Origin of the sequence: Desulfovibrio sp. DV, from assembly GCF_001936595.1 — a bacterium.
Classification (GTDB): domain Bacteria; phylum Desulfobacterota; class Desulfovibrionia; order Desulfovibrionales; family Desulfovibrionaceae; genus Solidesulfovibrio.
On the sequence record NZ_MLBG01000129.1, the window covers coordinates 1 to 13,368 of the forward strand.

Here is a 13,368-nt window from a genome sequence, read left to right on the forward strand (position 1 = left end):
ATCAAGGGAGCCGGTCGAGGTGACAGAGCGGCATCCAATTTGCACTGACTTGCCAATGACAGGCAATTCCTTCATAGGTTAAATAGAACAGCTTTGTTGTCGGATTTTGTCACGGTGGTGTAGGCCAGGGCCGGAGCGAAAGGTGTACCCGATGCCAGGAGTCAGGAATCATGAAATTAGCAACCAAGCTCGCCGGCTCTTTTGCCGTGTTATTGGTTTTACTGTGCGGGGTGGGGCTGTTTGCCATTTTTGAAATGGGGAAGATCAATAAATCGACGCAGGACCTTTCCGGCAACTGGTTGCCGACGATCAAGGTGGTCGGGAAACTTGGCAATCAGGTTTCCATGTTCCGCCGGTTGGAATTGGCCTATCTGCTGGTCCACGACAAGCCCCTCACACGGGATTATATCAAGGAAATGACCGATCTGCGGGGTGTTATTGACAAGAACATTGCCGCATACAAGCCACTGATGAGCGAGAAAGCGGAGTTTGAGACCTTTCCCAAGTTTGAGAGTGCCTGGAACAAATACATCGCCATGAACGACAAGGCGTTGCAGTTCGTGCGCCAGGGCGACGGCGATGCCGCAGTCAAACTTTCCAGCACCGAGGGTTCCGCCCTGCTCCGGGAGTGCCAGGACAGCCTGGATATCCTCATCGACGTCAACGACAAGGGCGGCGCAGCCTCGGCTGCGGAGGCGTTGGCCGCCTACCAGTCCGGCCGCGTCACCCTCTTTGTCTGCCTGGCTGTCGGGTTGCTGCTGGGCCTTGGCCTGGCCGTGTGGCTGGTGAAAAACGTGCTCGGCCAGCTTGGCCAGGATCCGGGCTATCTGGGCGAAGTGGCCGGGGCGGTTGCCGCCGGCAATCTCGATGTGAAGCTGGCTCCGGTCGTTGGCCAGGGCGGGGTGTACGGCGTTTTTGTGGCCATGATCGCCAATCTCAAGGCGAAAATTGCCGAGGCCGACGAGAAGACCACCGAGGCCGGCCGCCAGACCGTGGCCGCCCGCGAAGCCACGGCCCGGGCCGAGGAAGCCGCCGCCGCCGCCGGCCGGGCCAAGGCCGAGGGCATGTTGCAGGCGGCCGGACGCCTGGAAGGCGTGGCCGGCGTGGTCGGGGCCGCCTCCGACGAGCTGGCCGGCCAGATCGGGCAGGCCTTAAGCGGCGCCCAGGTCCAGGCCGAGCGCGTGGGCGAGACGGCCACGGCCATGGAAGAGATGAACGCCACCGTGCTGGAAGTGGCGCGCAATGCCGGCGAGGCCGCCGATACCTCGGCTTCGGCCCGGGCCAAGGCCGAGGAAGGGGCCAGGGCGGTCGGCCGGGTGGCCGAGTTCCTGGGCCGGGTCCGGGACAACGCCCACCAGTCGCGTGTGGACATGGAGACGCTTGGCAAACAGGCCGAGAGCATCGGGCAGGTGCTTGGCGTCATTTCCGACATTGCCGACCAGACCAACCTGCTGGCCTTAAATGCCGCCATCGAGGCGGCCCGGGCCGGCGAGGCCGGGCGCGGCTTTGCCGTCGTTGCCGACGAAGTGCGCAAGCTGGCCGAAAAGACCATGACCGCCACCAAGGAAGTGGGCGCGGCCATTGGCGACATCCAGTCCGGCACGCGAAAGAATATCGACAACGTGGCCCAGACCGTGGCCGCTGTCGAGGAAGCCGGCGGGCTGGCCGTCACGGCCGGCGACACCCTGGGCGAGATCGTCGGTCTGGTCGATATGGCTGCCGATCAGGTGCGCTCAATTGCCACGGCTTCCGAGCAGCAATCGTCCACCAGCGAGGAAATAAACCGCAGCGTCGAGGACATCAGCCGTATTTCCTCGGAATCGGCCGAGGCCATGGACCAGGCCGGCCGGGCCGTGGCCGAGCTGGTGGAGCAGGCCCGTGAGCTTGGCCAGCTCATTGCCGAGATGCAGTCCGAGGGCGGCGGCACGGCCCGCCCGGCTGTCCGGGCCGTGTCGGCCAGAACCCCGGCCAGGGCTCCGGCCCGGCCGCTGGCCTCGGCCGCGCGGCCGGCCGCCAAGCCCCTGCCGGCGGGCAAAAAGCCCCGCGCGCTGACCTGATTGCTGACGCCTGACGCGCCAACGGGCCGCCCGGACACCGTGTCCGGGCGGCCCGTCGCCATTTGCCGGGCAATCGTGACCGTGCTACCCGGTGCTTCCAGAAAATGCCGCCGAGCAGCGGCTTCCACCACGGGTATGCCTCGGCCTGTCAACCCACGCCAGGAATCCCTTGAAAACTTTTCCCATTGCAGGGGTCCGGGGGGATCATCCCCCCGGCCGCCGGAGGCATCTTCTCTCATTTCTTCAACCGCTTTGGAGTGGTGATGCAAACACTACGCGACGCCCTGGTCTGGGTGTACTGGCACCCGTTTAAGCGTCTGGTCCAGGCTTTGCCGCCGCAGACGGCCCGGGCTTTGGCCCGTGGCCTTGGCCGGGTTTTGGGCCGGGTGCCCAATGCCCGGCTGGCCGGCATGGCCGAGGCGGCGCGCTTTGTGCCGGGCGTGCCCGATGACGGGGCCGTGCGTCTGGCCCTGGCCCGGGCGGCCCTGGTGGAATTTTGCCAGACCGATCTGGAAGTGCTGCTTTTTCCGACCCTGACCCCGGAGCGCACCGCCGCCCTGGTCGCTATCGAGGGCCGGGAGCATCTCGACGCCGCCCTGGCCGGCGGGCGTGGGGCCATGCTGGCCTTTGGCCATTACGGGGCCAACCAGATGATCATGGCCGCCATCGGCCACGCCGGCTACCGCATGTGCCAGCTTTCGGCCCCGGCCACGGTCTTAAACGAAAAGCTGCCCGAGGCCCGGAGCGCCGCCGTCCGGCGCACCAGGGAATTGCGCTGGGCCCATGAGCAGACCCTGCCGGTCACCCATATCGATGTGTTTGGCAGCCTCAAGGCGGCGTTTTCCTGTCTGCGAAGCGGCCATGTCCTGGGCGTGGCCGTGGACGGCGGGGGCGGGGAGAAGCAGGCTGTGGTGCCGTTTCTGGGCCGGGCGGCCTCGTTTCCCCTGGGGCCGATGCTCTTGGCCGGCAAGACCGGCTGTGCCGTTGTGCCGTGTTTCATGGAGCGCGCCCCAAACGGCCGGCTGACCCTTCGCATCGAGCCGGCCCTGCCCCTGGCCGTGGCCGGGGAGGGGGGCCTTTCGCCTGACGAAGCGGCCAGCGCCAATACGGCGGCCGTGGCTGCGCGCCTGTCGGCGGCGATCATGGCCCAGCCCGGCCGCTACCTGTATTTCCTGGCTTTTCGGCTGCACATGGCGGCAGCCGGTCATGACGCCTTTTTTGTGGATGCGGGCGCGTAATCTGTTAGGATTCCATCCGGCCCGATTGTCTTTTTCGCCAACAACCCGGCCCCTTGCGGCCAGGAGACAGCTATGGACGCTTCCATTCTTGCCTTGCCCGTGCCCGAAAAAATCGACCTGTCCAAGCGCATCATCGCCGGGGCCATGGACCGCTTCGGCGACGCCTTCTGGCTGGCCTGGACCGGGGCCAAGGACAGCACCCTGGTCCTGTGGCTCACCCGCGAACTGTGCCGCGAGTCTGGGCGCGCCATGCCGCGCGTCCTGACCATCGACGAGGGCGACCCGTTCCCGGAGATCCAGGCGTTCCAGCAGCGCCTTGTGGCCGAGTGGGGGCTTGACCTGCATGTGGCCGCCAACCATGAGATTTTGGACCGAAAGCCGCAAATCGGCGACTATATCGACTTAGCCGGCCTGTCCGAGGCCACGAGGGCCGAGGCGGCGCGCACCGGCTTCACCGGTCCGGGCTTCCCTTTTGATCCCGAGTCGCCGCTTGGCAACCAGCTCATGAAGGTCGCGCCCATGAACGCCTTTTTGCGCGAGCAGGCCGTGGCCGCCCTGGCCACGGCCATCCGCTGGGACGAGCATCCGGCCCGGGCCGGGGAGCTGTATGAAAGCCCGCGCGAGGACCCGCCGCATCTGCGCGTCCATCCGATCCTGCACATGCGCGAGGCCGACGTCTGGGCCATCACCCTGGGTGAGCAGCTGCCTTTTTGCGAGCTCTACCGCCAGGGCTACCGCAGCCTGGGGACGCTTTCCGGCACGGTGCGCCAAAGCGACCTGCCGGCCTGGGAGCAGGACCTCACCGACCGCAGCGGCGAACGCGCCGGCCGCGACCAGGACAAGGAAGACGCCATGGAGCAGCTTCGGGCGCTCGGTTATATGTAGGGGGGGGTGGTAGCGAGCCTGCCGACGGCCGGGACAGCCTCTGGGCACGACGAGGCCGGGCCTTGTTCAGAAATAAGCGTTGTTCATTTTTCCTGAACACGGTAAAAAACTGAACAGACGGCTTTGGGCAGGCGAGTGCGGAGGTGGGACGTGAAAAACGATGCGGCCGCCCTGGTTGGGGCGTGTCTGGAAAAGCTTGAGACGGTTGTGCGGGTGGTGGTTGAGTCGGAGATTCCGGGAACTTTCCGGGGGAGAAATAACAATAATTTGTTACTGAGGCTGATTGGCGAAGCTGAGCAAGCGCAAAGGTATGCTGTTACTGTATTTTTGCGCATGACGGATAGTTCTTACTCTCTGTTGCTTATGAAGATTGACGCAAATCAAGACGAGAACAGAAGAATTTTGGTTTTTTCTTCGTACATATCAATCCAGTATGCTGATAAATTGCGGTCATGTGGCATAGAATTCGTTGATAGCGTCGGCAATATGCACATCAATTTGTCATGGTTACGAGTATTTGTCAGTGGATATAAGTCTCCGGTTCTCTGCGGAGGGGTTGCGTCTCTTGATAACTCCACATCCTTGAAAATCATCTACACTCTTTTGGCCCGTCAGGACTCCATGCACTGGACGCAGCGCGACATGGCCGAAGCCGCTGGCGTGGCTCTTGGCAGTGTCGGGGCTGCATATAAGGGATTGCGGGCCCAAGAATATCTGCGTCTGCGGGAGGAGCATGGCGACGTTGTGCGGGAGATCGTCAAGGCTTCGGCACTCCTGGAAAGGTGGCTGATCGGCTATGGTGATCGGTTGCGGCGGAATTTGTTGCTGCGGGTCTACCGCCTCGTCGGCAACCAGTCGGTGGCGGAAATCGTCCCGGCCCTGGAAAACGCCTTTGGCGGGCAGGTACTGGTTGGCGGCGAACTCGGGGCGACCCTCCTTGAACCGGGACATCTCCATCCCGGCGCGGCAACGCTCCATCTGGACCCGGCCGTGGACGTCAAAAAACTGGCCCTGCGTCTGCGCCTTGTCCCGGACAAGGACGGCAATGTCACGCTGTTGCAGACGTTTGGCACGGCCAACGCCCTGGACCAGGGGCACAATGCCGGCGTGACCCTGGCCCATCCACTGCTGCTCTATGCGGAACTGCTCCAGGGGACCGACCCCCGGACCCGGGAATTTGCCCGGGAATTCTATGACGCCCGGATCAAGGGGACGCTGCCGTGATCGCGCCGGGAGCGTATGCGGCTGTCGCGGATTTTGCCGGCATCGCCCGGGAACGGGGCGTGCCCTTTTTGCCTGATCGGGGCCGGGGCGCGGCTTCTTTTGTTGGACTGGAAGGATGGCGTGGTGGACCGACGCCGTACCGAAGACTGGGATTTCGGCGTGCAGGTTGCGGACTGGGCCGCTTTTGCCGCCTTGCGCGCGGCGCTTCTCGACAGCGCCCGGTTTACCGACTGCCCTGTCGTCCACCGGCTGGTGCATCAGTCAGGCGTGCCGATTGATTTCGTGCCTTTCGGCGACCTCGAAGCACCGCCAGGGTCCGTCACCTTTGCTGCAGACGAAAGAACCATGCAGGTGGCCGGCTTTGCCGAAGCCCTGGAGCAGGCCGTGCCCCTTGCCGTAGCACCGGATTTGACGTTGCCGGTGGTCAATCTGCCCGGTTTTGTCCTTTTAAAGCTCTTTTCCGCCAACGACCGGCGCGAAAACCAGCAAACAAAGGATCTGCAGGACATACGGGCCGTGTTTGCGGCTTGCCACGCCCAGGACGACAACCGGGACCGGACTTTTGACGAGCTGGCCGATTTTTGGGAGGCCGAGGCAATCGACTGGGACACGGCCGGCGCGGCCCTGATGGGCCACGACGTGGCCGCCATGATCCGACCGGAGACCTATGCCCGGTTGGTGCCAATCCTTGACTGGTTCTGCGACGCCGAGTCCCGCAGCCTGGAACCGCTCATGAGGCTTCGGGTTGTAGGCGATGAACGCGATGAACTTTCCAGGCGGGCGGGGCTTTATGCTCTGTTTGCCGCGTTTCGGCTGGTTCTTGCGGCCCGGTATGCGCAGCGGGAGACCCAAGCTCCGGGACCCGTTGTTCAGAAATAAGCCATGATCATTTTTTTGAACACCGGCGAAATCTGAACAGGCGCAGCCAGGAAAGTGCGGCTTCTGCGCCCGCCCCTAGCCCGCCTTTGTCGCCAACAGGCCGTACTGCCCGCCAAGGGGCAGCCAGCCAAGGAACGCCTCGATGGGGGCCAGCGGGGCCAGGGCCGGGGGGACGAAACTCACGTAGCGCCGCCGGATGTGACTCAGCCCGGCCCCGCGGCACAGCCCTTCGGCCTCGGCTGGCGGCACAAGCGCCACCCCGGCGTCGAAGGGACAGCGGGCCACGATCCGCCGGGTCAGCGGATTGGCCGGATTGTGCTCGAAAACAAGCAGCCGCCCGCCCGGAGCCAGCGCCGCAACCATGGCGGCCAGGACCGTCCTTCGGGCCGGGCCGGGCACATGGTGGAGCACGCCGGCTACAAAAACCAGATCAAAGGCCGCTTGCGGCAGGGCGTCGCGCCCCAGATGGCAAAGCGCGGCCCCGGGCGCGGTCCTGGCCGCCTCTTCCAGGGACTTTTCGGAAATATCGCAGCCGGACACTGCCGCGTCCGGAAAAGCGCCCTGCAGATGGGGCAGGTTGCCGCCGGTGCCGCAGCCGTATTCCAGGATGCGCCGGGGTGGGCTGGCCCGCAGGAGCGCCCGGGCAATGGCCGCCTTGCGCTGGCGGAAATAGCTGATGTCGCCCCCGGCCGCTCCCAGGCTTTGGCGCAAAAGGGCCTCGTAGTCGGCGGCGTAGTCGTCGAAATCCTGGTTCACGTGGTTTCCCCCCGGCCCCTCCTGTAGCGTTCGCTCCTGGCCCTGGGCAAGCACTTGTTGCCGTCGGGCCGGAGAGGGGCCGACCGGCCTTGCCATCGCCGTCCGCCTTTGACACAACCGCATCTACGCCACCCTATCGGATACCCCATGCCAGGAACAAAAATCGTCCCCGCCCTCATTCTGATCGGTCTGCTTGGTCTGGCCGCCGTGCTTGGCAACTGGCGCGAGCCGCTGCTGGCTGCTTCGCCGCTGCCGCTTTTGGCCCTGCTTTTTGGCCGCCGCCGGGACATTCCGCTACCGCCCGGCCCGGACGCCCTGTTTGTGCGGGGCTGCCTGCTCTATGCCCTGGCCGCGCTTTTTCTGGCCGCCGTGGACCTGCTCGTCCAGGTGCGCCTGGCCGAACTGCTCTCGCCCCTGGCCACCAATCCCATCGAAGGCCGCGAGGCCCTCAAGGGCTGGCTGCTCAGCCGGGGCCAGACCATCTATCCCGGCCCCGATCCGGCCTATCCGCGTCTTGTCACCCTGTATCCGCCGCTCTATTTCGCGGTCACGGCCGCCTTTGCCGCCCTGGCCGGTCCGGGGCTCCTGGCCGGCAAACTGGCCGCCCTGGCCGGCGGGGCAGTCCTGCTCCTGGCCCTTTTCGGCCTTGGCCGGCTGGCCGCCGGCTCCCTGATCGGGTGTCTGGCCGCCCTGGCCTTTTTCGCCACACCCGAGGCCGGCGTGGCCTTTGCCTGCAAACCAGACAGTCTGGCCGTGGGCTGCCTGCTGGCCGCCTGTCTGGCCTTTGCTGCCGGCCGGGCCCGGGGATCAAACCGCCTGCTGGCCGTGTCCGGGGCGCTTTTCGCCCTGGCCTGCCTGGGCAAACAGCAGATCTGGCCCCTGGCCGCCGTTTTTGGGGCCAGCCTTTTTGGCTACCGTCTGTCCTGGCCGGCGCGCCGGGCGGTGCTGGCCGGTCTGGCCGGGACCGGTCTGGCCCTGGCCGCCCTGTCCCTGCTCTGGTTCGGGCCGGAGGTGGCGGGGCAGACCATCCTTTTCCCCCGGGCCATGACCGGCCTTGCCGCCGACAACAGCGCGGCCTCGGCCCTGGCCCGGGTTTCGGCCTATCTGGCCGGCCATTGGCCCCTTGTTGCCGCCTACGGCGGCTGGCTGTTCCTGTGCCTGCTGCGCCGCCGCCTGCCGCTGCCGGACCTGCTGTTGCTGGCCTTTGCGCCTTTTTTGTGGCGCACGCTCATGTGGAGCGGCTCGGACAACAACCATTTCCTGCTCGTCTCGGCCGTGGCCGCCCTGGGGGCCGCCTCCCTGGCCGGGAATCTGGCCGGCGGCCGCCGCCCGGCCGCCCGGGCCCTGGCCGTCCTGGTCCTGGCCGCCCTGGTGCCGGGGTTGATCACCCTGCATCGCCCGGCAGCCCTGTCCCAGGCCCGGCCCAAGGCCGCCCTGGCCGAGGCCGAGGCCGCCCGGGCCACCCTGGCCGCCATCCCCGGAGCGGTGCTCATGGACGCCGAAGGGGCCTATCTCTTTGCCGGCACGCCGGATTTTTCGCGTTTGCGGCTTTACGACGCCTTTGAAACCGACATGTACGACCGCCTGGGTCTGGCCCCCATGGCCGATTCGCCCATGGCCGCCGACATCATCGGCCGCCGGGTGGCCCGGTTTGTCGATTCCCAGGTGTTTATCAGCCAAAAGCTCCTGTCGCTGCTGGCGCTTTACTACGAGCCGGCCGAGCGGGTGGGGCGCTATGCTTTTTACCGGCCGCGCCCGGAGACGGCCCTTGTGGCCGTGCCCGTGGCCGACCGGGTGGCCCGCCATGACGGCGGCTGGAGCGTGGTTGCGTCCGAGGCCGCCAACGTGCGCAACTGGGGCAGCTACATCCAGGCCGAAGACCCGGAAAAACCGCTTCTCCTGGCCTATGCCGCCAGCGGGCCGGCCCCGGCGGGGTCGGCCTTTGTCTCCTACTGCCCGCGCCTGACTGCACCGGGGCAGACCGTGACTGTTGTGGCGGCCACGGCGGATGGCCGCGAACTGTCCAGAGTGGTCCATGGCTTTGGGGATTTCCCCGAACGCGGGGAAGGATTTGACAATCGGAGGCAGTTTGATTTCAGGCCGGAGGGGTCGGCCTTTGTTGTGCGCTTCGAGCTTGCCGGTGCGGCCCAGTTGTGGCTGGACGCTGTGCATCCATTGCTGATCGGAGCCGGGGCGGCGCAGGGCAATGGATCATAAGGCCGCGGTCATGGCGGCCCACTGCCGCCATCACGGCATCCGGGGAAGTGTTGGAGCGGGGAGCGGGGCCATCGCACGGCGGGTCTGCATGGACGGGCGGACCGTCCTTTGACCCAACTGTGGGCCAAGCAAGCCGCCTTGCATCAGCCGGAAGGGCTGGGCCGGTACACAACAGAGCCGCGCATTGCCGGGCTTGCCTCCGGGTAGGGGTGGTGTTAGAGACCGGCGTGCTTTCGGGGCGTTGCAGTTTTTCGGATGCGGCAGTTATTTATTGCGCCAAGGCAGGAAGACCCGGAAGAATCCGAGAAACGCAACACCGAGATCTTTCCAGGCCCAGTGCCACAACTGATCGAAATACCCTGCTTTTGCAGCGCCTTGAGTATGAAACGTGATGTTGTCGCCCACCCGGCCGTAGAGGCTTGAGGGGCCCACTTCAGCCTGGGGCGTTTTGGGCGCCACGGTCTTTTCTTCCTGCCGGTCCGGGGCTTGGTAGCGGAGATCCAGGCGTTCTGGTATGTTATCGTCAATCATGGGTTCTCTCTCCGGGTGTAAACGTCGCGTCGCCGCTGATTTCCCTCGTAACGGTAGAGGCTGCTCCGCGATTTGGCAAGCGGTCCTTTTCAGCAGCAGTTGCCGCCAGATGCGGCGGCACAGTCGGGATGCGTTGCTTGCACTGCGGTGAAACAATACCGAACGCCAGGGGTTCGCAGAGCTACGATGGAGTTGTGATTCATGAGTTCAGAAATGCTGAAGCGGAATACGGGTCTGGTGTGCTTTCTCCTCGTGGCCAGACACTATTCCATCGATCTCACCGCAGATTCCCTGGCCCACAAATATGGCATTCAATCCGAGGACATGACTCCGGTACAACTGTTGCGGATGGCCAAGGATCTCGACTTCAAGGGCAAACGGCTGTCCCTCAGTTGGAAGAAACTCTTTTACATGGGCAATGTATTTCCCCTGATCGCGCGGTTGCGCACAGGCAAATACGTCATCGTTTCGGGTGTTCGAAACGATTACCCGGCCGGCGACGTCGCGGTCGTGGACCCCAGTCTGGGCAGCCTCGAATTCCAGTTCTTCAACCGCGAGCAATTTGAAGAAATTTGGGACGGAACATCGATCCTCATCAAGAAGGTGTACAGTGCCAAGGACACGCACAAGCCCTTCGGTCTGGATTGGTTCATCCCGGAGATGCTGCGGCAAAAGTCGTTGTTTCGGGACGTGGCCATTGCGACCTTTGCCATCAACATTCTGGCCCTGGCCTTTCCCATCTATGTGCAGCTCGCCTTCGACAAGGCCGTAACCCATCGGGCCATGTCAACGCTCCTGGTGCTGTCCGTGGCCATGATAGGTGTAACGATTGTTGACCGGGTGCTCCAGTATCTCAAGTCGTTCATTATTCTTTTCGCCACAAGCAAGATAGATTTGCGCCTGGACAAGACAATTTTCGGCCATATCCTGCGGCTGCCCATCGACTTTTTTGACTACACCCCGATCGGCCTCATCACGCGCTACATGTTCCAGAAGGAGCGGATTCGGGAATTCATGACCGGATCACTCCTGACGACGCTTTTTGACCTGAGCATGATCGTGATCGTGTTGCCCATCCTGTTCTTCTATTCCTGGAAGCTTGCGTTCATCGTGGTGGCCATGACGATCCTCATAACCATCATCATGGCCATGACCATGAAGACGTTTCGCTACCACATGCATCAGGTTCAGGCGGCCGAGGCAACCAAGAACCGCTATCTGGTGGAAACGCTGCGCGGCATGAGCACCATCAAATCCCTGGCTCTTGAGCCGTATCGCTTCCGCCGCATCGAGACCGATTCCGCCCAGACGATCACCCGCCATTTCGGCATCAAGAAGCTTTCGCTCATCGTGCAGGGATTGACTGAATTATTGCAGTCGCTTTTGCGCATCACCATCATCTGGTACGGCGCCGTTCTGGCCATCGACCAGGAGATCACCCTTGGCGGACTGATCGCCTTCATGATGCTGTCCGTCCTCATCACGGCCCCGCTGATCAAGATCGTCTCCCTCCTGCACGAATACCAGGAAGTGGCCGTGTCGGTCGGTCTGCTCGGCCTGATCCTCAACCGGCCCACGGAACAGCCCTTCAACACCCGGGGCCTGACCTCCCCCATCGCCGGTTCCATCGGCATCGAGCGGGTGACCTTCCGCTATTCCCAGCACGCGCCGCCGGCCCTGACGGACCTGTCCCTGCATTTTCCGGCCGGTTCGGTCGTGGGAATCGTGGGGCGTTCAGGGTCGGGCAAGTCCACCCTGACCCGCCTCATCCAGGGCCTGTACCCGCTCCAGCAGGGCCGCATTACCTTGGACAGCGTCGATATGCGCGATTACGATCTGGCCCATATGCGCCGGTCCATCGGCGTGGTGCTCCAGGAGAGCTTCCTGTTCGAGGGGACCATTCGGGAGAATATTACTGTCACCAAACCGACCGCAACCTTTGAGGAAATCGTTTTTGCCGCCCGCATGGCCGGGGCCGATGAGTTCATCAAGGATTTGCCCAACGGCTATGACACCTTTCTGTTCGAGGGCGGTTCCAACCTCTCCGGCGGCCAGCGCCAGCGCGTGTCCATCGCCCGGGCGCTTCTCACCCAGCCCTCCATCCTCATTCTCGACGAAGCCACCAGCGCCCTTGACGCCGAGTCCGAGGCCATCATCCAGGCCAACCTGACCGCCATCGCCCACGGCCGCACCATGCTGATCGTCAGCCACCGCCTGTCCATGCTCACCATGTGCCATTCCATCATTGTGCTGGAAAAAGGCAGCCTCATCGGCAACGCCCCCCATGACGAGTTGCTGCGCACCTGCCCGCTCTATGCCGATCTGTGGTACAAGCAGAACCGCCATGTCATGGGACTGCTCCAGGCCCAGGCCTAACAGCGCTTTGGGCTATTTTCCCAGGCAGGCGATCGCAACCGGTATGATCGTGCTGCCTTGTTCCTCAGTCATGATTATGATGGCTAGGCAGACCTAGAAGGGGTGCTGAGTGGTCCATACCAACGCAAAGTAGACGTTGGCCCAGCCCCTCGAGGTGCCATGACCGGTCTTGAGTCGCATGAGCAGGCCGAGATTGAAACCGGCCACATGGAGGACATAGCGCTTTTGGATGTCCGCGACCAGTTTCGCAGGATCGTCCTGGCATGGCGGTGTGGGAGTGACCCGTCGCAAGCTTTCCTGAGCGGTTCCCAGCGTCTTTTGCAGAGTCGAGGTGTCTCCTTTGTCCGCTTCATGAACCTCGACCGCCACGACTGCGCCGGTGTCCAGATCCACCGCGTGCTCTGGTTTGTACGCCAGATGCGTTCGGCCATCCTTCATCTTGGTGATCTTCGCCTCAGGATCAACCTGTGACTGCCAGGCCTTGTTCGAAAGGGTCTTGCCGACGCGTTTGCGGTCCATGCGAGCCAGGTCATCATCCGTCGGAGAGTCGATCCCGCTCTCCTTGGCCATGCGCAGGAGCATCTTGCGGTAGCTCTCGCCCGTGGTGAACTCGTTAGCATTAGGTCTGGACATACCTCTAGCCCTAACTGGGATCGCCTCAGTAAACGGAAAAAATCGTACGCTAAGTTGGTTGCAGCGGTCGTAGCGGCTTGAATTTCATGGCACCGATTTTGGCGCTGTTGCGCCAGAGGTAATCACCGGTTAAGTTGTGGAGTTGCCCCCGTTAAACCGGACACCCCGCAGTTGCTGACAAGCGGATGAACTCCCTGGGTGAGAGCATCCGCAGCCCTTTGTGGGGGGTGCACCTCGTTATAGTCCTCGAACCAGGCCGCCAGCTGACTGAGGACGGTCTGCGCGTCCGGGCGGTCATGGACATAGACGTAATCGCGTTTGAACGTCTTCACCAACGCCTCGGCCATGCCGTTGCTCTCGGGGCTTCTGACCGGCGTAAATCGGCTGATCAAACCCAGCCACGAAGCAAACTCAACGGTCTCCTTGGCCGCAAAGCAGGTACCGTTGTCGGTCAGCCATTCGACCCGGTGCGGCGCACGGCTCGTCCCAAACCGCTTCTCCACGCATTCCAACATCAGATCGCGCACCATCGAGCCTGAAATGCCGCACGTCGAGGCTGCAAAAACCATAAT

General features: G+C 63.6%; 10 protein-coding genes and 1 pseudogene. 7 read left to right on the forward strand and 4 right to left on the reverse strand.

Features of this window, described 5'->3' with window-relative positions:
* The first annotated feature begins 170 nt into the window (after window positions 1-170).
* The 5 genes from DVDV_RS19545 to DVDV_RS19565 all read left to right on the forward strand — a co-directional run bounded on the left by DVDV_RS19545 (window position 171) and on the right by DVDV_RS19565 (window position 6,283).
* On the forward strand, window positions 171-2,057 hold the full coding sequence (locus tag DVDV_RS19545) for a methyl-accepting chemotaxis protein (RefSeq protein ID WP_083634840.1): 1,887 nt from the start codon (window positions 171-173) through the stop codon (window positions 2,055-2,057).
* A 263-nt stretch (window positions 2,058-2,320) separates the two neighbouring features.
* Window positions 2,321-3,295: a lysophospholipid acyltransferase family protein gene (locus tag DVDV_RS19550; RefSeq protein WP_075356267.1), complete on the forward strand. Its 975-nt coding sequence runs from the start codon at window positions 2,321-2,323 to the stop codon at window positions 3,293-3,295.
* 72 nt (window positions 3,296-3,367) lie between these two features.
* The gene (locus tag DVDV_RS19555) at window positions 3,368-4,180 is read left to right on the forward strand and encodes a phosphoadenosine phosphosulfate reductase family protein (RefSeq protein WP_075356268.1); all 813 of its coding nucleotides are present in this window, start codon (window positions 3,368-3,370) and stop codon (window positions 4,178-4,180) included.
* 621 nt (window positions 4,181-4,801) lie between these two features.
* On the forward strand, window positions 4,802-5,404 hold the full coding sequence (locus DVDV_RS22860; protein WP_175577135.1) for a type IV toxin-antitoxin system AbiEi family antitoxin: 603 nt from the start codon (window positions 4,802-4,804) through the stop codon (window positions 5,402-5,404).
* A 123-nt stretch (window positions 5,405-5,527) separates the two neighbouring features.
* A complete protein-coding gene (locus DVDV_RS19565) occupies window positions 5,528-6,283 on the forward strand; it encodes a hypothetical protein (RefSeq protein WP_139311681.1) in 756 nt (251 codons plus the stop codon).
* 75 nt (window positions 6,284-6,358) lie between these two features.
* Here DVDV_RS19565 and DVDV_RS19570 read toward each other — a convergent pair whose 3' ends face one another.
* On the reverse strand, window positions 6,359-7,039 hold the full coding sequence (locus DVDV_RS19570; protein ID WP_075356271.1) for a trans-aconitate 2-methyltransferase: 681 nt from the start codon (window positions 7,037-7,039) through the stop codon (window positions 6,359-6,361).
* Between the two features lie 147 nt (window positions 7,040-7,186).
* Here DVDV_RS19570 and DVDV_RS19575 point away from each other — a divergent pair, with 147 nt between their 5' ends.
* Window positions 7,187-9,256 carry a glycosyltransferase family 39 protein gene (locus DVDV_RS19575; protein WP_075356272.1) on the forward strand — a complete coding sequence of 690 codons (2,070 nt, stop codon included), beginning with the start codon at window positions 7,187-7,189 and terminating at the stop codon, window positions 9,254-9,256.
* Window positions 9,257-9,520: 264 nt separating this feature from the next.
* Here DVDV_RS19575 and DVDV_RS19580 read toward each other — a convergent pair whose 3' ends face one another.
* A complete protein-coding gene (locus DVDV_RS19580; protein WP_075356273.1) occupies window positions 9,521-9,787 on the reverse strand; it encodes a hypothetical protein in 267 nt (88 codons plus the stop codon).
* Between the two features lie 201 nt (window positions 9,788-9,988).
* On the opposite strand from DVDV_RS19580, the gene DVDV_RS19585 reads away from it, so the two are divergent.
* Window positions 9,989-12,163 carry a peptidase domain-containing ABC transporter gene (locus DVDV_RS19585; RefSeq protein WP_075356274.1) on the forward strand — a complete coding sequence of 725 codons (2,175 nt, stop codon included), beginning with the start codon at window positions 9,989-9,991 and terminating at the stop codon, window positions 12,161-12,163.
* Between the two features lie 93 nt (window positions 12,164-12,256).
* On the opposite strand, the gene DVDV_RS19590 is transcribed toward DVDV_RS19585, so the two are convergent.
* Window positions 12,257-12,796 (reverse strand): hypothetical protein, encoded by a 540-nt coding sequence (locus tag DVDV_RS19590; protein WP_075356275.1) that lies wholly within the window; start codon window positions 12,794-12,796, stop codon window positions 12,257-12,259.
* 151 nt (window positions 12,797-12,947) lie between these two features.
* A pseudogene (locus DVDV_RS19595) lies at window positions 12,948-13,368 on the reverse strand (integrase core domain-containing protein); the annotation flags it as partial.